General features: G+C 65.7%; 24 protein-coding genes, 1 tRNA gene, 1 other RNA gene and 2 pseudogenes. 14 read left to right on the forward strand and 14 right to left on the reverse strand.

Annotated elements, in window-relative coordinates:
* Positions 1–101: 101 nt before the first annotated feature.
* Positions 102–263, reverse strand: a pseudogene (locus FDW81_RS03750) (glutathione peroxidase); the annotation flags it as partial.
* 80 nt (positions 264–343) lie between these two features.
* Positions 344–1,960: a M23 family metallopeptidase gene (locus FDW81_RS03755; RefSeq protein ID WP_138132829.1), complete on the reverse strand. Its 1,617-nt coding sequence runs from the start codon at positions 1,958–1,960 to the stop codon at positions 344–346.
* A 215-nt stretch (positions 1,961–2,175) separates the two neighbouring features.
* Between FDW81_RS03755 and FDW81_RS03760 the strand changes: the two genes are divergently transcribed.
* Complete coding sequence (locus FDW81_RS03760; RefSeq protein WP_138132830.1) at positions 2,176–3,099, forward strand: oxygenase MpaB family protein; 924 nt, start codon at positions 2,176–2,178, stop codon at positions 3,097–3,099.
* A gap of 77 nt (positions 3,100–3,176) precedes the next feature.
* Here FDW81_RS03760 and FDW81_RS03765 read toward each other — a convergent pair.
* Positions 3,177–3,261: transfer RNA gene (locus tag FDW81_RS03765), tRNA-Ser, on the reverse strand.
* Between the two features lie 328 nt (positions 3,262–3,589).
* Between FDW81_RS03765 and FDW81_RS03770 the strand changes: the two genes are divergently transcribed.
* The 4 genes from FDW81_RS03770 (at position 3,590) to recR (ending at position 8,233) form a co-directional block, all read left to right on the forward strand.
* Positions 3,590–3,913 carry a hypothetical protein gene (locus tag FDW81_RS03770; protein WP_138132831.1) on the forward strand — a complete coding sequence of 108 codons (324 nt, stop codon included), beginning with the start codon at positions 3,590–3,592 and terminating at the stop codon, positions 3,911–3,913.
* Positions 3,914–3,958: 45 nt separating this feature from the next.
* An RNA gene (gene ffs / locus FDW81_RS03775) (signal recognition particle sRNA small type) lies at positions 3,959–4,055 on the forward strand.
* Positions 4,056–4,076: 21 nt separating this feature from the next.
* On the forward strand, positions 4,077–7,550 hold the full coding sequence (locus FDW81_RS03780; RefSeq protein WP_138132832.1) for a DNA polymerase III subunit gamma and tau: 3,474 nt from the start codon (positions 4,077–4,079) through the stop codon (positions 7,548–7,550).
* 83 nt (positions 7,551–7,633) lie between these two features.
* Positions 7,634–8,233 (forward strand): recombination mediator RecR, encoded by a 600-nt coding sequence (gene recR, locus FDW81_RS03785; RefSeq protein ID WP_138132833.1) that lies wholly within the window; start codon positions 7,634–7,636, stop codon positions 8,231–8,233.
* Between the two features lie 104 nt (positions 8,234–8,337).
* Here the strand turns inward: recR and FDW81_RS18310 are convergent, their stop codons facing one another.
* From FDW81_RS18310 to FDW81_RS03795, 3 genes and pseudogenes are all read right to left on the reverse strand, one after another.
* Positions 8,338–8,892, reverse strand: a complete 555-nt coding sequence (locus tag FDW81_RS18310) for a hypothetical protein (RefSeq protein ID WP_240719897.1) — start codon at positions 8,890–8,892, stop codon at positions 8,338–8,340.
* Entirely contained in the window at positions 8,862–9,476 is a 615-nt protein-coding gene (locus tag FDW81_RS18315) for a hypothetical protein (protein ID WP_240719899.1), read from the reverse strand. Before FDW81_RS18315 ends, FDW81_RS18310 begins: the two co-directional genes overlap by 31 nt.
* Positions 9,473–10,438, reverse strand: a pseudogene (locus FDW81_RS03795) (ABC transporter ATP-binding protein). Before FDW81_RS03795 ends, FDW81_RS18315 begins: the two are co-directional and overlap by 4 nt.
* Positions 10,439–10,676: 238 nt before the next feature.
* On the opposite strand from FDW81_RS03795, the gene FDW81_RS03800 reads away from it, so the two are divergent.
* Positions 10,677–12,035, forward strand: coding sequence for an aspartate kinase (locus tag FDW81_RS03800; protein WP_138132834.1), 1,359 nt, complete (start codon positions 10,677–10,679; stop codon positions 12,033–12,035).
* 109 nt (positions 12,036–12,144) lie between these two features.
* On the opposite strand, the gene FDW81_RS03805 is transcribed toward FDW81_RS03800, so the two are convergent.
* Together FDW81_RS03805 and FDW81_RS03810 are read right to left on the reverse strand one after the other, a co-directional pair.
* Complete coding sequence (locus FDW81_RS03805) at positions 12,145–12,360, reverse strand: hypothetical protein (RefSeq protein WP_138132835.1); 216 nt, start codon at positions 12,358–12,360, stop codon at positions 12,145–12,147.
* A 111-nt stretch (positions 12,361–12,471) separates the two neighbouring features.
* On the reverse strand, positions 12,472–12,714 hold the full coding sequence (locus FDW81_RS03810) for a hypothetical protein (protein WP_138132836.1): 243 nt from the start codon (positions 12,712–12,714) through the stop codon (positions 12,472–12,474).
* Positions 12,715–12,796: 82 nt separating this feature from the next.
* Between FDW81_RS03810 and FDW81_RS03815 the strand changes: the two genes are divergently transcribed.
* The 4 genes from FDW81_RS03815 to FDW81_RS03830 are packed head-to-tail and all read left to right on the forward strand — an operon-like array spanning position 12,797 to position 15,136.
* Positions 12,797–13,267 carry a MarR family winged helix-turn-helix transcriptional regulator gene (locus FDW81_RS03815; protein ID WP_240719901.1) on the forward strand — a complete coding sequence of 157 codons (471 nt, stop codon included), beginning with the start codon at positions 12,797–12,799 and terminating at the stop codon, positions 13,265–13,267.
* A gap of 9 nt (positions 13,268–13,276) precedes the next feature.
* Positions 13,277–13,864 carry an SSI family serine proteinase inhibitor gene (locus FDW81_RS03820; RefSeq protein WP_240719903.1) on the forward strand — a complete coding sequence of 196 codons (588 nt, stop codon included), beginning with the start codon at positions 13,277–13,279 and terminating at the stop codon, positions 13,862–13,864.
* A complete protein-coding gene (locus FDW81_RS03825; protein WP_138132837.1) occupies positions 13,836–14,774 on the forward strand; it encodes a 3-methyladenine DNA glycosylase in 939 nt (312 codons plus the stop codon). The genes FDW81_RS03820 and FDW81_RS03825 overlap by 29 nt, the downstream gene beginning before the upstream one ends.
* A 14-nt stretch (positions 14,775–14,788) precedes the next feature.
* On the forward strand, positions 14,789–15,136 hold the full coding sequence (locus FDW81_RS03830) for a serine protease inhibitor (RefSeq protein ID WP_138132961.1): 348 nt from the start codon (positions 14,789–14,791) through the stop codon (positions 15,134–15,136).
* A 96-nt stretch (positions 15,137–15,232) separates the two neighbouring features.
* Here the strand turns inward: FDW81_RS03830 and FDW81_RS03835 are convergent, their stop codons facing one another.
* Both FDW81_RS03835 and FDW81_RS03840 read right to left on the reverse strand, forming a co-directional pair.
* Positions 15,233–18,337: a S8 family serine peptidase gene (locus FDW81_RS03835; RefSeq protein ID WP_138132962.1), complete on the reverse strand. Its 3,105-nt coding sequence runs from the start codon at positions 18,335–18,337 to the stop codon at positions 15,233–15,235.
* Positions 18,338–18,626: 289 nt separating this feature from the next.
* Positions 18,627–18,812 carry a hypothetical protein gene (locus FDW81_RS03840; protein WP_138132838.1) on the reverse strand — a complete coding sequence of 62 codons (186 nt, stop codon included), beginning with the start codon at positions 18,810–18,812 and terminating at the stop codon, positions 18,627–18,629.
* Between the two features lie 307 nt (positions 18,813–19,119).
* Here FDW81_RS03840 and purS point away from each other — a divergent pair, with 307 nt between their 5' ends.
* The 4 genes from purS (at position 19,120) to FDW81_RS03860 (ending at position 23,502) form a co-directional block, all read left to right on the forward strand.
* Positions 19,120–19,371, forward strand: coding sequence for a phosphoribosylformylglycinamidine synthase subunit PurS (gene purS / locus FDW81_RS03845; RefSeq protein ID WP_138132839.1), 252 nt, complete (start codon positions 19,120–19,122; stop codon positions 19,369–19,371).
* Position 19,372: 1 nt separating this feature from the next.
* On the forward strand, positions 19,373–20,143 hold the full coding sequence (gene purQ, locus FDW81_RS03850; RefSeq protein WP_138132840.1) for a phosphoribosylformylglycinamidine synthase subunit PurQ: 771 nt from the start codon (positions 19,373–19,375) through the stop codon (positions 20,141–20,143).
* The gene (purL, locus tag FDW81_RS03855) at positions 20,143–22,530 is read left to right on the forward strand and encodes a phosphoribosylformylglycinamidine synthase subunit PurL (RefSeq protein WP_240719907.1); all 2,388 of its coding nucleotides are present in this window, start codon (positions 20,143–20,145) and stop codon (positions 22,528–22,530) included. The genes purQ and purL overlap by 1 nt, the downstream gene beginning before the upstream one ends.
* 150 nt (positions 22,531–22,680) lie before the next feature.
* Positions 22,681–23,502, forward strand: a complete 822-nt coding sequence (locus FDW81_RS03860) for a GDSL-type esterase/lipase family protein (RefSeq protein ID WP_138132841.1) — start codon at positions 22,681–22,683, stop codon at positions 23,500–23,502.
* Positions 23,503–23,508: 6 nt separating this feature from the next.
* On the opposite strand, the gene FDW81_RS03865 is transcribed toward FDW81_RS03860, so the two are convergent.
* From FDW81_RS03865 to FDW81_RS03880, 4 genes are read right to left on the reverse strand one after another with little or no spacing between them, the layout of a single operon-like run.
* Entirely contained in the window at positions 23,509–23,802 is a 294-nt protein-coding gene (locus tag FDW81_RS03865) for a DUF503 domain-containing protein (RefSeq protein WP_138132842.1), read from the reverse strand.
* 26 nt (positions 23,803–23,828) lie between these two features.
* Positions 23,829–24,146, reverse strand: a complete 318-nt coding sequence (locus FDW81_RS03870; protein ID WP_138132843.1) for a putative quinol monooxygenase — start codon at positions 24,144–24,146, stop codon at positions 23,829–23,831.
* Positions 24,143–24,697 (reverse strand): DUF1990 family protein, encoded by a 555-nt coding sequence (locus FDW81_RS03875; protein WP_138132844.1) that lies wholly within the window; start codon positions 24,695–24,697, stop codon positions 24,143–24,145. Before FDW81_RS03875 ends, FDW81_RS03870 begins: the two co-directional genes overlap by 4 nt.
* The gene (locus tag FDW81_RS03880) at positions 24,694–25,119 is read right to left on the reverse strand and encodes an MmcQ/YjbR family DNA-binding protein (RefSeq protein ID WP_138132845.1); all 426 of its coding nucleotides are present in this window, start codon (positions 25,117–25,119) and stop codon (positions 24,694–24,696) included. The genes FDW81_RS03875 and FDW81_RS03880 overlap by 4 nt, the downstream gene beginning before the upstream one ends.
* Positions 25,120–25,134 lie beyond the last annotated feature (15 nt).

Consider the following 25,134-nt stretch of genomic DNA (forward strand, 5'->3'; position numbering starts at 1 on the left):
GAACTGCGCTTTTGCAGGTCCGCATTCGCCTGGAAGCCCCTAGTCAGGCAAGGGCCTCTTCAATGGCGTCAATGACCTCCGGCGCATCGGGCTCCACGGTAGAGCCCCGCATACTGGGGCGTGAAACCGCAGTTGGAGGCAACGTTGGCCACCATCACCACCTTCCCCTTGAATCTGCCGAAGTCAGTGGCGGTACCGTCGTTCAGGGTCAGCGGGATCTGGTACAAGGGGGGCACAGGCTGCGTCCTCGGGTAGTTGTCCATGCTTGGAATTCGTCGCAAAGGGACAACCGTGCTGGCCCCGGCTTGGTGTTCCTGCATGGCCTTCCCCATAAAGCCGGCGGTTACGGCGTCGCGGACGGGCTCGTTGTGGGCGCAGGTTCGGTTGGCGCCGGGTCCGTCGGGGCTGCAGTCGGTGCAGGTGCAGGCTGAGTCGGCGCAGGTGCAGGCTGAGTCGGGGCAGGCTCCACCGGCACCGGGGCAGCGGTCGGCGCAGGTGCCGGCTGAGTCGGGGCAGGCTCCACCGGCACCGGGGCAGGCTCACTTGGGGGCGGTTGGGTCGGCGCCGGGGTCACCGTCCCCGGATCCGAGGGCGGGGTCGGCGCCGGGGTCACCGTCCCCGGATCCGAGGGCGGGGTCGGCGCCGGGGTCACCGTCCCCGGATCGGAGGGCTGGGTCGGCGTCGGGGTCACCGTCCCCGGATCGGAGGGCTGGGTCGGCGTCGGGGCCACCGTCCCCGGATCGGAGGGCTGGGTCGGCGACGGGGCCACCGTCCCCGGATCCGAGGGCTGGGTCGGCGACGGGGCCACCGTCCCCGGATCCGAGGGCTGGGTCGGCGACGGGGCCACCGTCCCCGGATCCGAGGGCTGGGTCGGCGACGGGGCCACCGACCCCGGACCAGCCGGCTTCGTCGGCGACGGTGATCCAGAGTCAGCCGGCCACAGCGCCGACGGCGAGGATGACGGCCTGGACGTTGAGGCGGGCGACGTCGTCGGCCAATTCAACCAGCGGGGAGCCGGCGGAGGCTCGCTGCCCTGCCCCACCGGAATGGTCCAGCGTATGGGTCCGGTGGACGGACCAGCGGGTCCGGGCACGTACGTCCGCAGGTCGGCCTCTCCCACGCCGAGTGGTATGAGCGGTATCAGGCGCCACTTCAGTGGACTGGTGTGGCGCCCGTTGAGGATTGTTTCGAAGTGCAGGTGGCATCCGGTGGACCACCCGGTGGAGCCCACCCGGGCAATAACTTCACCAACGTTGACGGAATCTCCGCTGCGGACCGCAATGGACTCAAGGTGGTTATAGGTAGTGATGAGCCCGTTGCCGTGATCTATCTCCACCCGGTTGCCGCCGCCCCAGGGGTGCCAGCCCGCTGCACGGACCACTCCTGAATCAGCCGCATAGACCCGTGTACCGCATGGAGCCGCATAGTCCTGGCCAAGATGGAAGTCCCCGTCAGCACCGGACAAGGGGCTGACCCGGAACCCGAAGGGCGACGAGGGATTCAGCAGTTTGAGGGGCGCCATAAGATAACCCGCCGGCGGCCTGCCCAGCCCTGTCAGCTGAACGGACAACGGTGAGGAGGTCTCCTCGCCAGGACCGCTCACCAGGGGACGCGGGAAGAAAATCTCAACCTCGGGAGCCGTCAGGAGGGCTTCAGTCTGTGGGCCGGCAACAAGGCCGTCCAGGGGCAGCAGGCCCGTCCCAGTGCTGCCAGGCATGTGCGTGGAAGTGTTGGCACCGGCCGGGGCGGCGGAACGCGTCGGAATGCCCGCAGCACCCATGCCTGCGCCGGAACGGACGGCGGAGGCCGTAGCCGTCCCTGCTTCAGGTGTACCGCCGGAAAGGTTCAGTGCCCAGACGGAAACGGCGAGCACCCCCGTGGCCGCCACTGCACGCGCAGCAGGCAGGCAGAACCCTTTGGGGCTTTTGGCGTCCTTCCCGGATACCGCGTGATTGCCCATGAGATTGTCTCCAGGACCTGGCCAACCGCCCTCTGTCTTGACGGTACCTCCCATGGGAACATACGGGTCGGGAGCGTGTGAACCCTGCAATTCCAGACTGTGGTTTTTTTGTGGATGCCCACCGTTGTGTTTCTGCCTGCCGGCATCCCCGGACCTGCCGCCTTGTGCTTACGATTAGCCAAGACCCACCAAGTTTTCCACAGGAGGGCGCGCACATGAAGAGTATCCTGAGTCCCGTTAAGCGACGCCTGGTCCGCACGTTCAGCAATGGCTCTGAAGGCGTTCCGCAGTGGCAACTCGATCTTGCGGAAGGCGGCGACCCTGGCTACCACCTGCCAGGGTCTGCTGTATGGGCTGTGCACGGCTCGATGTCGCCCATTGTTGCCGGAATCCGCACACTGCTCATGCAGTCCCTGCACCCGGGCGCCCTGGCAGGCGTCCACGAACACTCGAACTTCCGCGAGGATCCATTGGGGAGGCTCGCCAACACTATCCGGTGGATCTTCACCGTCACGTACGGCTCCACGGAAGCCGCGGGAAATGCCTCACGGAGGGTCCGTCAGCTGCATGAAGCTGTGCATGGCACCTACAGCGACAACAGCGGGGCGGAACGTGGCTACAGCGCCAACGATCCGGAACTTGCCAGCTGGATCCACCTCACCTTCACGGATGCGTTCCTGACAGCGCACAAGCTGTGGGGCGGCAGCATCCCGGGAGGGCCGGATGCGTATGTCAAGGAATGGGCCCAGGCCGGCAGCCTGATGGGGGTGGAGGACCCGCCGCTTTGCGAGGAGGACATGCACAGGCAACTGGACCGCTGGTACGAAAGCGGTGAGCTTCGCGGGGACGCCCGAGTGGCAGAGACGGTGGAGTTCATCCGGAACCCGCCCCTGAACAGGTTGCTCCGGCCCGGTTATCGGGTCCTGTTCGCCGGGGCGGTGTACAGCCTCGAACCAAGGTACCGCCAGATGCTCGGACTGGCTGTTCCACGGCTGGGACCCGTGGCTCTGCCCGTAAGGTCTGCAACCAAGCTGGTTCTCGGCGTCGTACGCCTTGCGCTTGGAAGGAGGGGCCCCAGCGAGCTGGCGGCCAGGGAGCGGCTCCGGAGGCTGGGCCTGCCGGCTGCAGACGAACGATAAGCGCCGCGGGCGGCGTTTGAAGTTGTGGCAAAACGAAAGAACCCGGCCCCTGCGTGCAGGGGCCGGGTTCCGACCGGCGGAGAATGGGGGATTTGAACCCCCGAGGGCGTTAACCCAACACGCGTTCCAGGCGTGCGCCATAGGCCGCTAGGCGAATTCTCCAACTGCTTCTGAATCAAAAGCAGGTACCAGATTACCTGATCTTTTGCGCATCGCCCAATTGGCTCAGGGGAAGCCTGCCGGCAGGGGCCTCCACAACCATGCCGACAGGCCTGCAACCCCCTGCTTAACCACGAAAATGGACGCCCCCAACGCGCCCATTTCAGCGAAACACCGTTGAGCTGCCGGGTCCGGCCCCGTTCAGCCAGGCCACGCCGCTCACCACCTCGAGATTGCCCCAATCGGTGTATATATCCATAATCGGTGGAGCCGCAGGGATAAGCAACGGATTCCGTGCACCGACTTGGTTGGTTCCGGCACCATGGAGGGCATGAAGCAACTTCATGCTTTGGTGATCTATGTCCCCCGCTCCCATACCGAGCAGGTCCTGATCGCTATCGGCAATGCCGGCGCAGGGAAGGTGGGCAAGTACTCGCATTGCTCCTTTGTCGCGCCGGGAACGGGCCGGTTCACTCCGCAGGAAGGCGCCGAGCCTTATCTGGGGAAGGTGGGGCAGCCGGAACAGGCCGCCGAGGACAGGATCGAGTGCGTGGTTGAGCAGCCCTTGCTTGCCGGCGTGGTGGCCGCGTTGAGGGCCGCCCATCCCTACGAGGAACCGGCCTTCATGAGTTGGCAGGTGGAGGGCTGGCGTTAAGTTTCGGCGGATTCGAGTCATGCCGGAAGTTCGGGTAAAGTGTCTGACGGCCCCTCATGTGGCGTCATCCTGTTGAACTCCCCCAGGACCGGAAGGTAGCAAGGGTAAATGGGCTCTGGCGGGTGCATGGGGGGTCTTTACTATTCCCCCACAGGGCGGCACGATGTCAGCCCGGATTGGTAGGGTTTTCTCTGTGACAGTTACTACCGCCCTCTACCGCAGATACCGTCCAGATTCGTTCGCTGACGTTATCGGGCAGGAGCATGTCACCGAGCCGCTCATGACGGCGTTGCGGAAAAACCGGGTTAACCACGCGTACCTTTTTTCCGGTCCCAGAGGCTGCGGCAAAACCACGTCCGCGCGAATCCTGGCGCGCTGCCTCAACTGCGCGCAAGGACCTACAGACACACCCTGCGGCACTTGCCCGAGTTGCGTTGAACTGGCCCGCGGCGGCTCAGGTTCCCTGGATGTCATCGAGATAGACGCCGCAAGCCATGGCGGTGTGGACGACGCCCGGGATCTCCGCGAGCGCGCCACTTTCGCCCCGGTGCGGGACCGCTACAAGATCTTCATCATCGACGAGGCCCACATGGTCACCTCGGCCGGGTTCAATGCCCTGCTGAAGATCGTTGAAGAACCGCCGGAACATATCAAGTTCATCTTCGCCACTACTGAACCGGACAAGGTGATCGGGACTATCCGCTCCCGCACCCACCACTACCCTTTCCGGCTGGTGCCTCCGGAACCCCTGATGGCCTACCTGGAGCTCCTGTGCCGGCAGGAGAACGTCCCCGTGGCCCCCGGCGTCCTGTCGCTGGTGATCCGCGCCGGCGGCGGTTCAGTCCGTGATTCGCTCTCCGTGCTGGACCAGCTGATGGCGGGGGCGGGGCCAAATGGGCTGGACTATGAGCTCGCCGTCGCGCTCCTGGGCTATACCCACGCTTCGCTGCTGGACGACGTTGTGGAGGCTGTTGCCGCCTCTGACGCCGCCACCGTTTTCCGGGCCGTGGACCGGGTGATCCAGACCGGCCACGATCCCCGCCGCTTCGTGGAGGATCTCCTGGAGCGCTTTCGCGACCTCATCATTGTCCAGGCGATGCCGGAGAGCGCGCAGACCATTCTCCGGGGCATGCCCGCGGACCAGATTGCACGCCTGAAGAGCCAGGCACACAATCTCGGCGCTGCCGAGCTGTCCCGTGCCGCCGATGTCACCAACACGGCGTTGACCGAGATGACCGGTGCCACGTCCCCCCGGCTTCATCTTGAGCTGCTGTGCGCACGGATCCTGCTGCCGGGTTCCGAGCAGAACGAGCGCGGCATCGCAGCAAGGATAGACCGCGTGGAGCGCCGGCTTAACTACGCCGGGAACGACGTCACGACTCCAGCCGGCCCACGTGCGGCTGGCGCCGATGCCGCCGTTGCAGGTCCGGCAGCCCCCGCTCCGGCCGCCGCTTCGGCTGTCGGATCCCCCGCCTCCCAGCCCGGCACACGTCCGGCCGCCATCCAGCAGCCGCCGGTACCTGTTGCCGCTGCAGAGCCCAGCGCTCCCGCAGCATCTGTCACTGGACCAGAAGATCCCTCGACCCGTATTGAGGACATCTCCGCCGGACCGGGCGAAAGCCGCACGCCACTGGCTGCTCCCCGCGTCAGCACCAATGACTGGCCGAAGGAGGATTCGGCCGGGAGCAGGGCCGCAGGCGCCCGTACTGCCCATCCATCAGGGTCCGGGCGAGACGGGGGTCCGCAGAGCGCCGGGCTGGAACATTCCGGTTCACCTGCGGCGCGTTCAGAGCAAGGACCTGGCCGGGTATCCGGAGCCGGACCAGCGCCGGCGGCAGGCCAAACAACCGGATCGGGTCCAGTGCCGGGTTCCGGCCCGCGCGCAGTCCCCGGTGCTGGCCGGCCGGACAATTCAGTTGGCGGGTCCAGGTTCACTGCGTCGCCTGGACCAATGGGTGATGTCGAGGTCGTGCGCCGCGCCTGGCCGGACATCCTGCAGAGACTGTCCAAAATCAAGCGCAGTACTTGGGCATTGGTTGAACCCAATGCCCAAGTAGCTGCATTCGACGGCACCCTCCTCACCCTTGCGTTCACAACGCCAGGACTTGCCGGCGCCTTTGGCCGGGGACACCATTCCGAGAACCTGCGGCAGGCAATCCACAAGACCGTCGGCATCGACTGCCAAATCAATGCGTCCGCTAACGGCGGTACCACGCAGGCGAGCTCTGACCCAAACCCAAAAGCACCCGCCCACCGGGTGGCACCGGCCACTTCGGCTGATGTCGCCTGGGGGCTGGCGCCCGCGCCTTCGCCCAGCGGCATCTCCCTTCAGCCGGCCAGTGCAGGCGAGACGAGCGCCGGAATCCAGCAGGGCAACAAGCCGGAAACAGAGCCCCAGCGGCCCGCCGCCCAGGGGCAGGCACCGGGCGGTGCCGGCCGCACCCGCGCTGATGTCCCGGCAGCTGCGGCCCCGCCCTCCGCCGTGCCCGCCGCACCGGCAGCCGTGTCCGCATCACCCGACGGTGCCGGTCCCCAGGTCGCCGCCGTCCAGCCCAGCGCTTCGGGCCCTGCCAATCAGGTTCCACCCTCCCTTCAAGAGCCCTCTGTTCGGGCTCCTTACGCCGATCCGGCAGGAGACTATTCGTACTCGGACGACGATTGGGGCCCTGCCAGGGATGAAGACGCTCCTCCACTGGACGAGGAACCTCCCATGGATTGGGATTCTTCCTCCCGGTCCCAGCCTGCGGCAGCACCGACCGGTCTGGATTCGGCCCGTTTGAATCCGGCCGGCGCTATAGCGGGTTCCCCTGCGGCCGGTTCCGCTGTGGCAGGTTCCACCGGGAACGCCTACACGTCGTCCGGACAAACGGCCGGTGCCATCCCGGCGTCCCGACCCTATGGGCAGCCTGAGGCAGTCACGGCACCCACTGCAGACACCGATCCTTGGGCGCGGGCCGTAGAGCAGACACCCGGGGTATGGGTGGTCGGCGAGGAAAGTAACCTGGGCAGGACCGCTGCGGGCAGGGCGGACGAAACGCCAGGGCCCCAGGTCCCCCGCTACGAACCTGCCGCGGCCCAGGTTCCGCCCTCCATCCCAGTGGTGAAGGCGGGCCCGGAACCGGAACCGGAATGGGGCTTGGCGCCCCCGGGACCATCCGATGGTGCGGGTGGTACAGGGGAGCCTGACACAACGGAGCAACCCTCGGCAGATCAGGTCAGGGTGCCTGAATATGCCATGGCCACAACTGCTTCCGCTCCCGCGGTTGCCGCCCAGGCCAGTCCTGCCACCGCCCCCGATGTCACAGCTTCGCCGGCCACTGCGCCCCAGCCTAAGGCTGCGCCGGCAAAGGCTGCGCCGGCAAAGACTGCACCGCGAGCTCCTGCCGGCGCAGGGCATGCCCGGCAGAGCCTTTACCAGCGCCTGTCCAACAGCCCCGAAGCAGAAGCAGGGCGCGCCAAGGCGCCTGCCCGGGCTGTGGCTGCCGCTGCCACCTACGTCCAGGACATCCCGAGCGCCGATGATGAGACGATCGAGGAGTCAGGCGTGTTCGGACGTGCTGCGGTGGAGCGTATTCTGGGCGGAAAGTTGATTGAAGAGCGCTCCCCCGATGGAAGCCCCGTCACGCCGCGCTACTGACCGCCCGTCCCGGTGATTGGCCGGGCGGTCTTCCAGGATGACTTTGCTTTACCCGCAATCCACACCGAGCTGAAGAGGGAAACGTGTACGAAGGTGCTGTCCAGGAGCTGATTGATGAGCTCGGACGCCTTCCGGGGGTGGGCCCAAAATCCGCTCAGCGGCTGGCATTCCACATCCTTGAAGCGGATTCCCAGGACATGAAACGGCTGGTTGACGCGATCACCACAGTCAAGGATCGGGTCAAGTTCTGCACTGTCTGCGGCAACGTCACCGAACAGGAACTCTGCAACATCTGCCGCGACCCCCGCAGGGACCCGGCCATCATCTGTGTGGTGGAGGAATCGAAGGATGTGCTGGCCGTGGAGCGTACCCGCTCGTTCCGGGGCCGCTACCACGTGCTGGGCGGTGCCATCAATCCCATTGCCGGGGTGGGCCCGGAGCAGCTCCGGATCCGTGAGCTGCTGACCAGGCTCAACGACGGCGCCATCCAGGAAGTCATCATCGCCACGGACCCCAACCTCGAGGGTGAAGCCACAGCCACTTACCTGGCCCGGATGCTGAAGACCATCGGCATCACTGTCACCCGCCTTGCCTCCGGGCTGCCGGTGGGCGGCGACCTGGAATACGCGGATGAAGTTACCTTGGGGCGGGCGTTCGAGGGACGCCGGAACGCCCTGGCCTGAACTCAGCCGCAAGGAGGCGCAGCCCTCCTGCCGGCACACCCCGGCTGCGACCGGCCGGCGCACCGGCTGGTCCAAAGGAGCAGCCGGGGCTGGGCAGCGCCTGCTCAGGCGACACGCGTTCCGGGGGCAAGCCTACGGGCAGGCGTGCGGAGTGACCGCCAGCCCAGCCACAACAGCAAACCGGCGAGCGCGAGCTGCAGGACCAGGCCCAGGGGCCAGAGCGGGGTGGTCTGCGACAGGTACTGCGGCTTCACCTCACCATTGGCACAGGGGTATGAACCCTCCGGGCCAGCCAGGGCATGACGGGCTCCCTGGCTGATGTTCTCGATGGCGCCCGCCGGCATGTAGGAGTAATGCTGCGCCGTCCTGTCCCGGTACGGGATGGCATCGGCCACCACTACATAGGGGTTCATGGACAGCAGCCAGGCCACGCGTTCTGTGCGCATCGCGGGCTGCTCCTGCAGCGGGCCAACGCAGGTGTATTCCGGCTGCGTGGGCCGTTGCGACAAGGGCTCAGACTGGCGGTACTGCGGCTGGTTGGCCAGGACTGTGCCGTGGCTGAGGCCGGTGCCCAGCCCGAAGGCGATCAAGGTCCCTGCCGCCAAGCCGGCGACTGCCAGGTAGGTGGTCACGATGGCGAAGAGGGGACGCCCGGCCAATGCCGAGATACCCACGCCCAGGGCGCGCACACGATTCCCACTTCAAGGGCAAGCATCACCAGTGACACCACAACGTGCGCTGGTGTGAGCCCGCCCAGAGCCACTCCGATCACCAGGAACGGGGCACTGGCCACAAGAAATGCCAGGGCTGCCAGCCACGCGGCAAAGAATTTCCCCCACAGGATCTGGCCGGGTTCAAGCAGGGTGACCTGCAGAATCGCCAGGGTGCCGCCTGCCCGGTCCCCGGTGATCGCATTTGCGGACAAGGCTGGTGCCACCAGCAGTGCGAACAACAGGACAAACGCCAGTACCACTTCAAAAATCATGGAGCCCGGGCTGGAGGCTTCCGGCGGGATGTAGCCGCCGTAGGCCCGCTGGGCATCCAGCGAAGCGCTCCAGCTTGCCCACGTCAGCCACGTCACCACACCGGTCAGGGCAAACCAGATGGCCAGCATGATGTACCAGCCGCGCGAACGCAGCCGCTGCTTGAGTTCCAGGACCACTACGTCGCGGATGGCCGCAAAGTGGGCAGCGGGTGTCCGGCCACCGGAAGACTCGGACCTGTTGAGGATTACCTGACTCATGGCTGCTCCCCCTCGAGGTTCATGTAGGTCTCTTCAAGGGCCCCGGCGGCCGGTGCGAAGGAACGGATCGCGACGCCGGCCAGCACCAGGTCGCGCAGGAGGCGCTCCGCGTCGCCGTCGTTTTGCAGCATGAGGCTTACGCCCGGATGGCGTCCGTCCTCCTTGCGAAAGGTCAGGCCAAACTCGGTGAGTTTGGCGGCAAGGGCAGCAACGTCCGGACCGGAAATTGCGTACCGGCGCCCCGCGGCGGCCGCCTGTGCGGTGGTCTGTGGCGGACGGTTCGGCCCTTGTTGACAAACACCGCCCCGTCGGCCACCTCATCAAGTTCGTTGAGGACGTGGGAGGAGACCACCACGGCTTTGCCCTCCGCCGCCAGTTGCCTGAGCAGGATGCGCAGCTCCACACGCGATCCCGGATCGAGGCCTGAGGCGGGCTCGTCAAGGAGCAGGACGGAAGGATCATGGATCAGGGCACGGGCGAGGCTCAGCCGCTGCTGCTGTCCACGGGACAACACCCGGGCGGGCTGGTCCGCGAGCCCGCCCAGCCGGACCCGCTCCAGCATGTCCGAAACCCGCTGCCCGATCCCTGGTGCCGGCAGCCGGTAAAACCGGGCCATCTGCGTGAGGATCTCCCGCGCGGTCAAGGACTCCCAAACGCCCAGGGTGTCCGGCATCCAGCCCAGCTGCCCCTCACCTCGGCGCGCTGCCGCAAAGGGTCCAGGCCGCCCACGCTGATGGTGCCCTCATCCGGAGCCAGCAGCGATGCCAGCATCAGCAGGAGCGTCGTTTTGCCTGCGCCGTTGGGCCCAATCAGGGCGCGGTCACTTTGCCTGCCGGGGCATGGAAATCCATGTGCTCGACGGCGCGCACCGTACCAAAGCTTCGGCTGACGCCGTTCGCAGTTATTCCGTCACGGGGCTCCGGCCCCGCCGAAGCCCCCGGCACCTCAGAAATCACTGCCATGTAGTTGCACCCGTCCCCCACAGTGTTCATGCATGCTGACTTCTGAGCGTACGCCTCCCCTTCACGCTTGCGGGTGCGCGCAGGGGCTGAAAATGGTCACAATTCAACGGCCGGGAGCGGGCGGCGATAAACTGTGGAGAGAAGTCGCGCCAACAACGGCGTTAGTTCAGCCCCCCCTGGCCACCACAGCGTTACGGCTGCCGGCCGGACTCCAATTTGATCCAGTGAAGGTACGCGCATGAGTACGCCCACTACCGAAGTGCACAACGCGACGCAGCCGCAGGAGCTGCCCGACGGCCGTGTGGTGACCAAACAGCTGATTGTGCAGAAGTTCGGCGGCTCCTCCGTGGCTGATGCAGACGGCATCAAGCGGGTTGCCAAGCGGGTTGTGGATGCGCAGGCTGCTGGCAACGAAGTAGTAGTCGTTGTCTCGGCCATGGGTGATACCACTGATGAACTCCTGGACCTCGCCGCACAGGTGACGGACTCAGCTCCCGCCCGCGAAATGGACATGCTGTTGTCCGCCGGGGAGCGCATCTCCATGGCCCTGCTGGCCATGGCCATCAACAAGCTTGGCGCCTCTGCACAGTCCTTTACGGGTTCCCAGGCGGGCATGATCACTGACGGCATCCACGGCAAAGCCAGGATCATCGACGTCGACCCCCACCGCATCCGCACCGCCCTGGACAAGGGAAACATCGCCATTGTGGCCGGCTTCCAGGGTATGAGCCGGGCAACCAACGAGATCACGACGCTGGGCCGCGGCGGCTCAGACACCACCGCGGTGGCACTCGCAGCTGCGCTGGAAGCGGACGTCTGCGAAATCTACACGGACGTGGACGGCATCTACACCGCTGACCCGCGCGTTGTTCCCTCCGCCCAGAAGATCGAGAGGATCTCCAGCGAGGAGATGCTTGAGCTGGCAGCCTCCGGCGCCAAGATCCTGCACCTGCGCTGCGTTGAGTACGCCCGCAGGTTTGGCGTGCCGCTGCACGTCCGCTCCTCATTCAGCCAGCACGAAGGCACCTGGGTCATCCCCAGCGCCGAAGACAAGATCACCACACAAGAGGGAGTTGCCTTGGAGCAGCCAATCATCTCCGGCGTTGCACACGACCGTTCCGAAGCCAAGGTCACCGTTGTCGGCGTGCCGGACATCCCCGGCAAGGCGGCAGCAATCTTCCAGGTCATCGCCGACGCCCACTCGAACATCGACATGATCGTGCAGAACGTGTCCACCCACGGTACGGGCCGGACGGACATCTCCTTCACCCTGCCCATTGTGGAAGGTGCGGACGCGCTGGCGGCCCTGCACGCAGCGCAGGACCAAATTGGGTTCGAAAGCATCGAATACAACGAGCAGATCGGCAAGCTCTCCCTGATCGGCGCCGGCATGCGCTCACACCCGGGCGTCTCAGCGACGTTCTTCAAAGCGCTGTCCGGTGCGGGCATCAACATCAACATGATCTCCACCTCCGAGATCCGCATCTCCGTGGTCACCCACGCGGACCTGCTGGATGAAGCTGTGCGCGTCATTCACAAGGCCTTTGACCTCGACAGCGAAAGCGAAGCCACGGTCTACGGCGGCACCGGCCGCTGAACGGCGGCGAAAAGGCCGGGCTCCTTCCCATCAAGTGGAAGGAGCCCGGCCTTTCTGCGTTTGCCGCTGCGCTTGTCCTTGACGCGGACAATGCACCGGGTGCATCAGGTTAGCCCTGCTTCTCCAGGTCTTCGCGGCGGACAGCGTAGTGATGGCCGGCTGAATCGGTCTCCACGATAAAGTGCGAAAGCTCTTCCTCCGAGGCCTGCTCAAACTCATCGTGCCTATGCACCACTGGTGAGCTGGAGTCCAGCCGGGCAGCCGGGCCGAAGAAGAAACGGAGCCTGTCGGTCAGGCTCATGAACCCGTCGACGGAATGTGCCACTGTTTTCCACCCCCTTCCCATACCAGGGAAAAGTGCTGCTGTCTGCGAAAGCAGTGCCCTCATTTTAAGCCCTTGGGCGGGAAAATGCTCCCGCAGGCTGTCGGGCGGGGGTCAGCGCAGGGACCTGTCCTCCGGGTTCCTCGGCACCACATACGTACTGCCGTCCGGCCGGGTGATGGTTTCCCATTGCTGGGTCTCCGCCTGGCGCTGGGCCAGCAACCGACGGTTTTCCTCGGTCATCTCGTGTGCGATCGAGGAGCGGTTCGCCGGTCCGAAAACAGCCCGCAGCTTGCCCGTGGCCCGCATGAACCGCTGCGCCGCGTTGCCCCTGTCTTCAATGCGCCCTTTCGCCATCACCGGCTCCTTCCGTTTACCCTGCTCCTGCTATGAGTGTACGCTAATTGTTAGTGGCCTAACAATCGAAGGAGCTAGGACCGTGGACACCGATATCGCGCAGGACGACGACCTGCTTCTGGAGCACCAACTGTGCTTTGCGCTGACCGTCGCCGCGCGGAGCGTAGTGGGGGCCTACAAACCGGTCCTGGAGAAGCTCAACCTCACCCATCCGCAGTACCTCGTCATGCTGTGCCTATGGGAAACCAGCCCCCGGACGGTCCGGAACATCAGTGAAGCGCTTGCCCTTGAACCCGCCACCATCTCGCCGCTCCTGCGCCGGCTGGAGGCGGCAGGCCTCATTACCCGACGGCGTGCGGACGGCAATGAGCGCGCCCTCGCCGTCGAACTGACGGAAAAGGGCGCGGCACTCCGCCAGGAGGCCCTGAACGTTCCCGGCACCATGATGGAGCGGCTCGGGCTCACACGCGGCCAGGTCAATGAACTGCATGCCTCAATGATGGGGCTGATTGCGGCCACTTCCAACGGCGGACAGACGCAGGGCCGGCAGTAGAATATGTGCATGAAGGACAGGTCGCGGTCCATGCGCAAAATGCATCTGCAGGCACTTGCCCTGCTGTTGGCGGCAGCGGTACTGCCGGCCTGTTCCCCTGGACAGGGGGGCGGCACACCCACGGCAACCACCGCAGCTCCCACAACACCCGACACTGGGTCGCCGGCACCCAGCCCTGGCGGTCCGTCTCCGGATGCCGAAACTTCCGTTCCGGCCCCTGCCCCCGAGCCTTCAGCGGCACCTTCCGGCCCGGGCCAGGGAAATGCAGAACTGGCCATCAACATCATCCCGGCAGAGGGAGAAGCGGAAATCAGCTACACACTGGTGTGCACTGACGGAGTCCCTGCTGCCGAGAGCGTACATCCCGACGCTGATGCCGCGTGCGCCGCGTTGAAGGAGAACGCAGGCCTGCTGAGCCCCGCCACCCCCGGAACAGACCAGGCCTGCACGCAGCAATACGGCGGGCCCCAGAAGGCTATGGTTACCGGCGTTGTGGACGGGATACCGGTGGAGGCCAGCTTCTCCCGCACGGACGGATGTGCAATCAGCTCCTGGGACGCGGCAAAGGATGTTCTTGGTGAAGCCGGTGGAGCTTAAGCTCCTGGCTGCTGACGATTGGCAGGTGCTGGAGAAAGCCCACCACCTGCGTGTCAGCCGCTACGCCGACCCCTACCTCGCCCGCAGGTCTGCGGGCAGGAAGCACCCGGTGGAAGATTTCCTTTTCACCTACTACACGCAGAAGCCGGGCCAGCTGCGCCGCTGGCATCCCGGTGCGGGCTACGTCCTGCTGGGTAAGGACGCGGCGGCGCGGCGGGACTGGAAGCATTACCGGGTGCTCGACGACGGCGAGCTGGCCTCACTGGGGCTGCCGCCAGGAAGCAACGCGGTTACCTTTGACCGGGAGGCTTTCCTTGCCGACCGCAGGGAGGCCGTTGCCTTTGCCGGCATCATCCTGCGCGGAACGGCTGCACGGCCTGCCCAGTTTGGCTGCTTCGGACTCCACGAGTGGGCCATGGTGTACCACCAGGACAGGTTCGACCTGCGCCACGAATACCTGCAGTTGCGTTTGGGGTCCGCGGGAACTGACAAGGTGGTGGAGGAAAACCGGATCCGCTGCACCCATTTCGACGCCTTCCGTTTCTACACGCCGGACGCCGCGCCACTGAACGAGTTTGAACCGAGCCGGGAAAACCAGCGCCGGCTTGAGCAGCCCGGCTGCCTCCACGCCAACATGGACCTGTATAAGTGGGCGTATAAGCTCCTTCCTGCCCTGCCCAGCGAACTGGTGATGGACTGCTTCGAGCTGTCCTGGCGAATCCGTGCCATGGACATGCAGGCTTCCCCGTATGACCTGGCGGAGTGGGGTTATCCAGCGATCCCCATCGAGACACCACAGGGCAAGGCAGCTTACGTGGAGCACCAGCGTGCGTTCGCTGCCGAGGCAGCAGGACTGCGGGAGAAACTGGCCGTGGAACTTGGTGTGCTGTCCAATCCGGTCCCCGCATGATTTCGGATTCCCCGATGATCGACCTCACCATACGGTTGCGCGAGGATCCGGAGTCCCCCGAACGCGTATTCCGCCTGGTTGCGGGCGGCGGGGGCATTCAGCCTGCAACCACAGTCACCGATCCCGGGGCGGCCTTAGCAGCTGTTGAAAAGTACGGCGAGGACATTTTCTTCCCCCGGCCGGGCCCGCCCAAGCTGTGCACGCAACAGTACGGCGGGCCGCAGGTGGCCGTTGTCACCGGGACTTTCCACGGTCGCACCGTGGAATCTGTCTTTACCAGGACCGACGGCTGCGAGATCTCACGCTGGAAAGCCATGGCGCCTTTGCTCGGCAGCGCAGGCGGGGCCTTCGGCGCCACGTAGTCCGCGGCGTCCCGCAGCCGCCATTGCCGCAAGAAAAAACAGGATCCCGGCGGTTCAACCACCCGGGATCCTGTTTTCGTTTTGAACGTCAGGCTGCTACCTCGCGGGGACCGCATCCGCGAGCGCGACCTGCGGGGCTCCGGCCGGGGCAGCAGGCGCGTCGCCCACCCGGACGTTGACCCAGGTCCTGATTCCGTTATCGCCCAGGCTCAGCCGCGACAGGTGGGCACCCTGGGAGAGGCCGGCCCAGGACAATGTGGCTGATGTGGCGGTGCCGTTCGGAGCCACGATCGGGTTCGGTTCGACGGAGAGGTTTCCGGCGTCACCGGCGAAAGTCACGGCCTGCACTGAGGCGCTGGCTGCACCGTTGTCCGGAGTCGAGTACAGGTTGGCCACGACGTAGTACGTGCCGGGGCGGGGGGACTCAAGGTCCAGGAACTCGCTGGCGGAAGCTGTCGCCACCTGGGTGGCAGTGAGGCCGCCCGAAGCGTTCGGCGCGTACACCACCATGTCCCAGTCGACGTCGTCAGACTGCGCCTGGACGCCTAGTCGGGCAAACGAAGCTCCCTGCCGAACGGTCACCTGAAGCAGCGCGTTGTGGGCGTCGTTCCGCGGTGCGTATTCGCCAGGGGTTTTGGTGATGGCGGTCTCGCTCATTGGGGCCAGGCCTTCCACACCCACATTGATGGGACTGTCCGAACCCGAAACCAGTTCCATCGTCCCGCTCCCGCTGCCCGTGGGTGAGCTGAAGGAGAAGGACGGCGCGATCTGTGCATCGACCGGACGGATGGCGACGGGTGAACTGACAATCCGGGGGCCCTTCCAGGTCAGGGTGCCCGTGCTGAATTTGCCCACCGGGGCATTGACGTTCCGGATGGTGAGGGTGATCTCCCGGGTCTGGCCGGCTTTGGCGAAGTTCAGGGACTTTGGCTCCACCTGGACGTTGAAGCCGGGCAGGTTGACTTCCGGCCGGTACATTCCCGGAACCAGGGCCGTCAGCTGGCGCTTGACCTGCACTTCTCCCACCAGGCTGCCGAGCGCTACGGACGGCACGTTGAGGTCCCGGGCGGCGATGGTACCTGCCTGCGGAACTCCGGTGTCCACGCCCTGGCCGTTGAGGAAGCCGAGCCAGTCCTTGATGCCGGACTTGTAGACCAGACCGGGATCGAGGACCCGGGTTGAGTCGACATGGCCGGCGCCGCCGTGGAAGGGATCGGTGTTGGGCGAGCCGTCAGCGTTCACCAGCGGGTACGCGGTGGTCATCATGGCTGACTTCACCATGGCGGGGGACCAAACCGGCTGCTTGCTAAGCACCAGGGCACCGAAACCCGCGATGTGCGGAGCAGCCATGGAGGTGCCGGACATGAAGCCGAACTGGTCACCGTTGTTGCCGATGGTTGATACGCCCGCCAGGACATTGACGCCCGGCGCTGCAACGTCCGGCTTCAACAGGTCCCCGCCAGCGGCCAGGGTGGGCCCACGTGAGGAGAAGCCGGCGATCTGCGGCGCCGGAGACGGCGGCAGGCCGGTGAGGTCACCCTTGACCAGGCTGACAGTCAACGCCGGGTTCGCTTCCAGCTTCGACTTCAGCTCCAGGCTCTTGGGTGCGTTGACATGGACAGTGGGCAGCACGTGGTTATCGGCATCTTCGGAGCTGCTGGCGAGGTTTACCAGGATCATGCCGACGCCGCCCTTGTCCTGGACTTCCTGGCTCTTGGCCGTCCTGTCCACCACGCCGCGGTCGCAGACAACGACTTTGCCCGCCACCTTCGCGGTGTCAAGGGAGCCAGGAGCGCAGAGGCTCGCGTTTGCGGCTCCTGCCGCTGCCGCTGCTGCGGCAACCACAACCGGCTTGTCCGCCACCTCCGACTTCATGATGGATGCCCCGCGGTAGAGCGAGCCATCAGATACCTTGACCGTTCCCAGCAGGTCACTGGGGAAGGTCGAGGCGGCAACCGTGGTCAGCCACGGCGATGCGTGGTTGACCGTGGAAACGGTAGGACCGGAGTTGCCGGCCGAGGCGGAGACGAAGACGCCTGCAGCGGCTGCGTTCAGGAACGCCAGCGCCACGGGGTCCGTCGTGTTGTTGTTGTTCCCGGAAATCGAGTAGTTCAGGACATCCACGCCGTCCTTGATGGCAGCTTCAACGGCTTCCACCGAGGCTGAGGAGTAGCAGCCTCCGGTGTCGGGGTTGGTGTCTTCCCAGCAGACCTTGTACACCGAGACTTTGGCCGCGGGGGCAACGCCCGAGCTCTTGCCGAAGCCTAAGCCATCGATGACCTGCTCCACATTGGCGTTGCCCGCCGCGGTGGTGGCAGTGTGGGTGCCGTGGCTTCCGACGTCGACCGGGGAGATCAACTCCTCCGGCGCCCGGTTTTCGGGAGGCACGTACCGCAGGAAGGTATCCGCGAAGTATCGGGCGCCCACCACCTTGGAGTTGCAGAGGGATCCGTCAAATGATGCACCGGACCCCTGGCCCTTCTGGCATTCACCCTCGAAAGTGGTGCCGTCTGCTTTGAGCATGGCGATCCTGCCCTCGGCTGTGCGGTAGGGAACGCCCACCTGCGCCGGGCCGGTCAGCGGCTGGACGGGTTCACCCTGCAGGAAGGGGTTGTCCGGCGCATAGCCGGAGTCGATGACACCGACAACTACGCCCTTGCCGGCATTGGCTTCGCCGCCGAACTGCTTGGCCCATACGCCATCAGGGCCGGTCAGCTTGAGGAAGTCCGTGGTGGTGTAGTCAGGCTTGTTTTCCACATCCGGTGCTACCGTCAGGACGCGCTCATCCTTTGCCAGCTCCATGGCCTGGGCAGCTGTCAGCTCAGCCGTGAAACCGTTAAGCGCCGCGGTGTATTGCTTCCCAGGCGTTACTCCCTGGCTGGCGGCAACATCACGCTGGACTTTGCGCAGGTGTGCGTCGTACGCCTTGTAGTTAGGGCTGCCAGCGTCCAGCTTCCGCCCGTTCTGGGGCTTTGTGGCGCCAAAACCGGCAATCTCCCCTTCATAAGCGGCCGCTGCCGCACCCGCCAGGACAACGATGTAGCGGCCGTCCTTGAACGCAATAGTTGCCGCGTTCTTTGCGGTAACTGCTTTGCCCTGCCCGGCCGGCGCCGCCGTAGCGGGGCTTATGGCCATCGAGGTGAGGAGAAGCGGCAAGCCTACGGCCAGGGCCGCTGCCTTCCGGAATCCCCCGCCCCGCATGGGGCTCTTTCCAGTAGATCTCACGCGCAACCCTTTCACGATGTACCGGCCCAGCCAGGATCGGGGGCCCGAAATGACTTGGCATGGCACGCGAAGTTACAGATCTTGTCATTCCGTGAGACCAGCCGATTCAAAGAGTACAGACTGATAGCCGAATATGACATGGGCCACTCAAGCCGATTTCCCGAACGCTGCAAAGCGGCAGGAAAGGTCCTTCGACAGGAAAAGGACAGAAAAAAGGGCGCCCCGCAGGACGCCCCGGCGCAACCGGAACCCGCAGCCGCCCGCGCTATTGCCGTGGCGTGCGGACCACGTCGCTGATCCACTGCCTGGTCTTATCATTCATGGGTCCCGCAACCCTGTTCTCCCTGGCGAACCGGTCAGCCTTGATCTTCTGGAGCACCATCCTCCCCAGTCCGGCAAACACTGCAGCGGCGACCATGGGCAACAGCACGGATTTCGGTTTATCAGCCATTCAACAATCCTAGTGAGGCCATACCCACAACTCCAGAACCTCCCGGGGGCCGCCATCGCGAACCAGCATTTCGCTCCGCACACCGCAGGACCCGGTGCCCCGGCGGAGGCAGGAATCCGCCGAATACAGCGTGGGGCGTTCCGGCCGGTAGAATGGTAAGGCAAGCTCGCGGAGCGCCCGTCCACGATGTCTAAAAAACAGTGTCGAAGCAACAGTGTCCATGCACCGTGCCGCAGACACCCGGTACGGCGTGAGACGGCAACACTCCGCTGCGCCCTTACCCAAGCTCACGCACAGGAGTTACCGGATGCCCCGGATCGTTGTTGACGTCATGCCCAAGCCCGAGATTCTGGACCCGCAGGGAAAGGCGATCGTTGGCGCTCTCCCCCGCCTGGGCTTCACCAGCTTCAGCTCTGTCCGCCAGGGCAAGCGTTTTGAACTGACGGTCGACGGCGAGGTGACCGAGGACATCCTTGCCCAGGCCCGCGACGCCGCCGAGACCCTGCTCTCCAACCCCGTGATCGAGGACGTCGTCAACGTCGAGGTCATCGAGGCCTAAGATGACTGAACTTCCCCTGATCGGCGAGGCCAGCACCGTCGCCGCAGAACCGCCCCTCGCCGGTGCCCGCATCGGCGTCGTCACCTTCCCCGGTACCCTGGATGACCGCGACGCCGCCCGCGCCGTGCGCCTCGCCGGCGGAACCGCCGTCGAACTCTGGCACGCGGACAAGGAACTTGGCGACGTTGACGCTGTCATCCTTCCGGGCGGTTTCTCCTACGGCGACTACCTGCGCGCCGGCGCCATCGCCCGCTTCGCACCGCTGATGTCGAAGATCATCGACGCCGCCAACAGCGACGCGAAGCTCCCCGTGCTCGGCATCTGCAACGGCTTCCAGATCCTGACCGAATCGCACCTGCTGCCCGGTTCGATGATCAAGAACGACCACCTGAAGTTCCTGTGCCGCGACCAGGTGCTGCGCGTCGAGAACAGCAACACCGCGTGGACGGTGGACTACCAGGCAGGCCAGGAGATCACCATCCCGCTGAAGAACCAGGACGGCCAGTACATCGCGGACGAAAAGACCCTGGACGCGCTCGAGGCAGAGGGCCGCGTGGTGTTCCGCTACGTCGGGTTCAACCCCAACGGCTCCCGCCGCGACGTTGCCGGCATTTCCAACGCCGCCGGCAACGTAGTGGGCCTCATGCCGCACCCCGAACACGCCGTGGAGGCCGGCTTCGGTCCCGAGTCGCTGGACGGAGTCGGCGGGTCCGACACCGACGGGCTGGGCTTCTTCACCTCCGTTTTGACCAAGATTGTGGGAGGCAAGTAATGACCGGGATCTCGACAGGCTCCATCACTGACGGCGGAGGCACGGCTACCGCCGCCGCCTCGCCCACCGCTGCCCCGGGTGCCATCACCCAGGTCAAGAAGTTCAACATCGATACCGTTGAGCATGCCGCGAAGACTCCGGACACCGAACTGCCCTGGGCCGAACTGGGCCTGAAGCAGAACGAGTTCGACGAGATCGTCAAGGTCCTGGGCCGGCGCCCCACCGGCGCCGAACTGGCCATGTACTCCGTCATGTGGAGCGAGCACTGCTCCTACAAGTCCTCGAAGAACCACCTGCGCCAGTTCGGCCAGAAGGTCACCGAGGAAATGAAGAAGGACATGCTGGTGGGCATCGGCGAAAACGCCGGCGTGACCAACCTGGGGGACGGCTGGGCCGTGACCTTCAAGATCGAATCGCACAACTCGCCGTCGTTCGTTGAGCCCTACCAGGGCGCCGCGACCGGCATCGGCGGCATTGTCCGCGACATCATATCCATGGGCGCACGCCCCGTGGCCGTGATGGACCCGCTGCGCTTCGGCGCCATCGACCACCCGGACACCGCGCGCGTCATGCATGGTGCGGTGGCTGGCATCGGCGGCTACGGCAACTCCCTGGGCCTGCCGAACATCGGCGGCGAAATGGTTTTTGACTCCGTCTACCAGGGCAACCCGCTGGTCAACGCCCTCGCTGTGGGCGTAATGCGGCACGAGGACATCCGCCTCGCCAACGCCTCCGGCAAGGGCAACAAGGTGGTCCTGTTCGGTGCCCGCACCGGCGGCGACGGCATCGGCGGCGCCTCCGTGCTGGCTTCCGAGTCCTTCGACGACACCAAGCCCTCCAAGCGCCCCGCGGTGCAGGTGGGCGATCCGTTCGCCGAGAAGGTCCTCATCGAGTGCTGCCTTGAGCTGTTCAAGGGCTCCCTGGTGGAAGGTATCCAGGACCTCGGCGCTGCAGGCATTTCCTGCGCCACGTCCGAGCTGGCCTCCAACGGCGACGGCGGTATGCAGGTGGAGCTGACCTCCGTCCTGCTGCGTGACCCCACGCTGACTCCGGGCGAGATCCTGATGTCCGAGTCCCAGGAACGCATGATGGCCGTTGTCACTCCCGAGAACGTTGAAGCGTTCGAGGCCGTGATGGACAAGTGGGCCGTGGAGTATTCCTGGCTGGGCGAGGTGACCGACACCGGCCGGTTGATCATCACCTGGGAAGGCGACGTGATTGTCGACGTCGATCCCCGCACCGTGGCGCACGACGGGCCGGTCTACGACCGCCCGTTTGCCCGTCCCGAGTGGCAGGACGCGGTCCAGGCAGACACCTTCACCGGCTCCGTGCAGGACGCCGGCCGTCCGGCAGCTCCGGCCGAGCTGGCCAAGGCTGTCACTGAGCTTGTGGCATCGCCGAACATGTGCTCCAAGTCCTGGATCACCAACCAGTACGACCGCTACGTGGGCGGCAACACCTCCATGGCGTTCCCCGACGACGCCGGCGTGGTCCGGGTGGACGAGGAGTCCGGCCTGGGTGTTGCCCTGGCTACCGACGCCAACGGCCGTTACACCTACCTGGACCCGTACCACGGGGCGCAGCTGGCGCTGGCCGAGGCCTACCGCAACGTCGCCACCTCCGGCGCCATTCCGATGGCCGTCAGCGACTGCCTGAACTTCGGCTCCCCTGAGGACCCGGACGTCATGTGGCAGCTGGCCGAAGCCATCCGGGGCCTGTCCGACGCCTGCATGGTGCTGGGCATCCCCGTGACCGGCGGCAACGTCTCCCTCTACAACCAGACGGGCAGCACGCCGATCCACCCCTCCCCCGTGGTGGCTGTACTGGGCAAGCTCGACGACGTCGCGCGGCGCACGCCATCGGGCTGGCGGGAGGACGGGCAGGCTATCTACCTGCTCGGCACCACCAGCGCGGAACTGGACGGCTCCGAATGGGCGAACATGCGCGGCCATCTGGGCGGGCAGCCGCCGAAGGTTGACCTCGAGGCAGAGCGTACCCTCGGCGAGATCCTGATCAATGCTTCACGTGACGGCATGATCGACTCCGCCCACGATCTCTCCGAAGGCGGCCTCGCGGCAGCTCTCGTGGAGTCCGCACTGCGCTACGGCGTGGGCGCCCGGGTCGCCCTGCAGGACGTGCTGGACCGGGACGGCGTTGACCTGTTCACCGCACTCTTCTCCGAGTCGCAGGGCCGTGCCGTCGTGGGTGTCCCCCGCTCGGAGGAGGTCCGGTTCACGGACATGTGCACCGCGCGCGGCTTCGCCCACACCCGCATCGGCGTGGTGGACGCGGCCAGCGGCACGCTGGAGATCAACGGCGTGGAGAGCCTGTCCCTGGACGCCCTCCGCGAAGCCCACGAAGGGACCCTGCCGAAGTACTTCGGCTAGCCCTCCCCACCGCCGCCCTCGCCTCGCATGCTCAGCCAGGGAAACCCGGCGGCGTGGGCCCATTCCAGGATCCGCGGCGGATCCGGACCATTAGTACCCTAATTTCAGGGGACGTGTCCGGAACCGCCGCGGTTCGGCTTTAATCGACTCATGGGCAAGGTTGCAAGGTTTTTGGCTGCGCTGCTGTTGCCGGCCCTGGTGGCGGTTGCGGCCGCACCAACACCGCCTCCAGCCAGGGAGGCAGCGTACCCCGGCAGCATGGCAGCCCTTGGCGACTCCATCACGCAGGCCAACAATGCCTGCTGCGGCCCCGGGGACCGCCCGGAAAATTCCTGGGCCACCGGCGACGGGCCGGGCGACGGCGTGGCCAGCCATTACGAACGGCTCCTCCGGCTGAATCCCGCCATCAGGGGAAACAACGCCAACCTCTCCGTCAGCGGGGCAAAGGCTTCCGACCTGCCCCGCCAGGCTGCGCAGGCCACGGAAACCCGGGTGGACTATGTCACCGTCCTGGTGGGTGCCAATGATCTTTGTGCGCCGTCCGCAGAACGAATGACGCCGGTGGAGAGCTTCCGCTTGCATGTGGCGGAGGCGCTGGAGACCCTGGACCAGATGCGGCCGCGGCCCCAAATACTGGTTGCAAGCATCCCCAACCTCTACGGGCTCTGGAGTGCCCTGGGCAACGATCCGGCCGCCCAGTCGGCCTGGTCCGGATCCCTGATCTGCCAATCCATGTTGGCCGCGTCCAACACCGAGGATATGCGTCAGCAGGTGGTCGAGCGCCAACTGGCTTTCAATGTGGTACTGGCAGCGGCCTGCGGGAAGTACCCCACGTGCCGGACGGACGGCGGGGCCGTTTTCGCGCACGTGCCAAGCCCTGGCGACGTGAGCACGCTGGACTACTTCCACCCCAGCCTCCAGGGCCAGGCCACACTGGCGGACATCACCTGGAGGGCGGGCTGGCAGGGCTGACAGCAGTCAGTCCTCGCTGTGCAGCTCCCGCTGCCGTGCACTCAGCAGTTCAATTTCGGGGCGTCCTGCCACCAGGCGTTCGACAGCGGCGAGCACCTCCACGAGGTGCGCGCGGTCTGCCGCCACCAGCCCGGCACCGACCTGGGAACGCCGGTACTGGTCGTGGTCCCCCACCTCGGCGACCGAGACGTCGAAACGGCGTTTGATCTCGGCGAGCAGCGGCCTGATGACGGAGCGCTTCTCCTTCAGGCTCTGAACGTCGCCCAGGAGGATGTCGAATTCAATCCAGCCGATCCACATGGTTTCAGCCTACAGAGGTGGCGGAGCTAGATGGTGAGCTCGCCCATCCGGTCCCAGCCTTCGCCGTCGAGCTGGCGGCTGATGATCTGCGGTGTCTCGGCAAGGGCCTGCGGCATGTCTGCCATGGCCTGCTTGAAGTGGGCGCTGTTGACGTGGTCGCCGGCGGCGTCGTCCTTGAACGCCTCCACGAGGACGTACTCATTCGGGTCCTCGAGGCTGCGGGACCAGTCGAACCAGAGGTTGCCGGGTTCCCGGCGCGTGGCCTCGGTGAAATCAGCCACCAGGCCGGGCCAGCGCTCCGACCATTCAGGCTTGACCTTGAACTTGACGACGATAAAAATCACGGGATTTGTCCTTCCGCGGCGAGTTGGCGTGCCCCTTCAATGTACCGGGAAGTAACGTAGCGCTGCGCCGCCCGGGTCACCGGGCCGCCTGCTGCATAAAACCAGCTGCCCGGTTTACTGAAGGCACGGATCCGCAGGAGCACCTCCCCGCGCCCGTCTATCCGAACCTCAAACGATTCTTCCCCGCGGGCGGGATGCCCGGGCAACGCCCCGTAGCCGAAACCGGCAGACTGCGGTTCATCCTTTGGCCGCGGTTCACGGACCCATACCACTTGGCACGGCACCTTCAGCCGGAAGGGCCCGATGCCGAAACCGCTGACCACCCGCGCCCCGGAAACGACGGTGGGTGAATCCGCACGGACGCGGAGTCCGGCGCGCCGCTGCAGCTCCCAGGAAAGGATGCCCGTGGCCACCCGCTGGTACGTATCCAGCCCGGCGCCGAGGTGGACTTCCTTCAAAACGGTTGCGTAGCCTTCCGGCGCCGCGCCATGCTCAGTGCCTCCGATACCGGGGTAATCCAGTCCGCCCGGCCGCGGGTGCCTGGACTTCATCCGCCGCTCCCGCCGGAGCCGCCGGCCCCGGCGAGGCGGGCCCATCCAAGCTGCTCCTGTTGCTTCCTGCTGAGGCCGGCCACCACCAGGTCGTAGGAGTCCTCCACCATGTCCCTGACCATGCTGTCCGGAAGAGACCCGTCAAGCCGTACCCCGTTCCAGTGCGTCTTGTTCATGTGCCATGCGCCGGTAATTTCCGGGTGCACCGCGCGGAGCTGGACGGCCAGGGCCGGCTCACACTTGAGGTTGACGTAAAGGTCCTGGACGTCCATTGAGGACAAGGCAAAGATTTTCGCTTCATGCCGTGCTCCGCCGGCAATGTCCGCGCGCACCTTGAACACGGCGGTTTCCGGCCCGAAGGGGTAGTCCTCGTATGCTCCGGGGAACGAGAGGCAGATCTTCCGCAGTACGTCGGGGTCCATGCAGGAAGCCTATAA

Origin of the sequence: Pseudarthrobacter sp. NamB4, assembly GCF_005796185.1 — a bacterium.
Classification (GTDB): domain Bacteria; phylum Actinomycetota; class Actinomycetes; order Actinomycetales; family Micrococcaceae; genus Arthrobacter.

Coding starts and splice junctions, on each gene's coding strand:
- FDW81_RS03755 (WP_138132829.1), bottom strand. CDS start 1,960: ATGGGCAATCACGCGGTATCCGGGAAGGACGCCAAAAGCCCCAAAGGG.
- FDW81_RS03760 (WP_138132830.1), top strand. CDS start 2,176: ATGAAGAGTATCCTGAGTCCCGTTAAGCGACGCCTGGTCCGCACGTTC.
- FDW81_RS03770 (WP_138132831.1), top strand. CDS start 3,590: ATGAAGCAACTTCATGCTTTGGTGATCTATGTCCCCCGCTCCCATACC.
- FDW81_RS03780 (WP_138132832.1), top strand. CDS start 4,077: ATGTCAGCCCGGATTGGTAGGGTTTTCTCTGTGACAGTTACTACCGCC.
- FDW81_RS18315 (WP_240719899.1), bottom strand. CDS start 9,476: ATGAGTCAGGTAATCCTCAACAGGTCCGAGTCTTCCGGTGGCCGGACA.
- FDW81_RS03800 (WP_138132834.1), top strand. CDS start 10,677: ATGAGTACGCCCACTACCGAAGTGCACAACGCGACGCAGCCGCAGGAG.
- FDW81_RS03810 (WP_138132836.1), bottom strand. CDS start 12,714: ATGGCGAAAGGGCGCATTGAAGACAGGGGCAACGCGGCGCAGCGGTTC.
- FDW81_RS03820 (WP_240719903.1), top strand. CDS start 13,277: ATGAAGGACAGGTCGCGGTCCATGCGCAAAATGCATCTGCAGGCACTT.
- FDW81_RS03825 (WP_138132837.1), top strand. CDS start 13,836: ATGTTCTTGGTGAAGCCGGTGGAGCTTAAGCTCCTGGCTGCTGACGAT.
- FDW81_RS03830 (WP_138132961.1), top strand. CDS start 14,789: ATGATCGACCTCACCATACGGTTGCGCGAGGATCCGGAGTCCCCCGAA.
- FDW81_RS03835 (WP_138132962.1), bottom strand. CDS start 18,337: ATGCGGGGCGGGGGATTCCGGAAGGCAGCGGCCCTGGCCGTAGGCTTG.
- FDW81_RS03840 (WP_138132838.1), bottom strand. CDS start 18,812: ATGGCTGATAAACCGAAATCCGTGCTGTTGCCCATGGTCGCCGCTGCA.
- purS (WP_138132839.1), top strand. CDS start 19,120: ATGCCCCGGATCGTTGTTGACGTCATGCCCAAGCCCGAGATTCTGGAC.
- purQ (WP_138132840.1), top strand. CDS start 19,373: ATGACTGAACTTCCCCTGATCGGCGAGGCCAGCACCGTCGCCGCAGAA.
- purL (WP_240719907.1), top strand. CDS start 20,143: ATGACCGGGATCTCGACAGGCTCCATCACTGACGGCGGAGGCACGGCT.
- FDW81_RS03860 (WP_138132841.1), top strand. CDS start 22,681: ATGGGCAAGGTTGCAAGGTTTTTGGCTGCGCTGCTGTTGCCGGCCCTG.
- FDW81_RS03865 (WP_138132842.1), bottom strand. CDS start 23,802: ATGTGGATCGGCTGGATTGAATTCGACATCCTCCTGGGCGACGTTCAG.
- FDW81_RS03875 (WP_138132844.1), bottom strand. CDS start 24,697: ATGAAGTCCAGGCACCCGCGGCCGGGCGGACTGGATTACCCCGGTATC.
- FDW81_RS03880 (WP_138132845.1), bottom strand. CDS start 25,119: ATGGACCCCGACGTACTGCGGAAGATCTGCCTCTCGTTCCCCGGAGCA.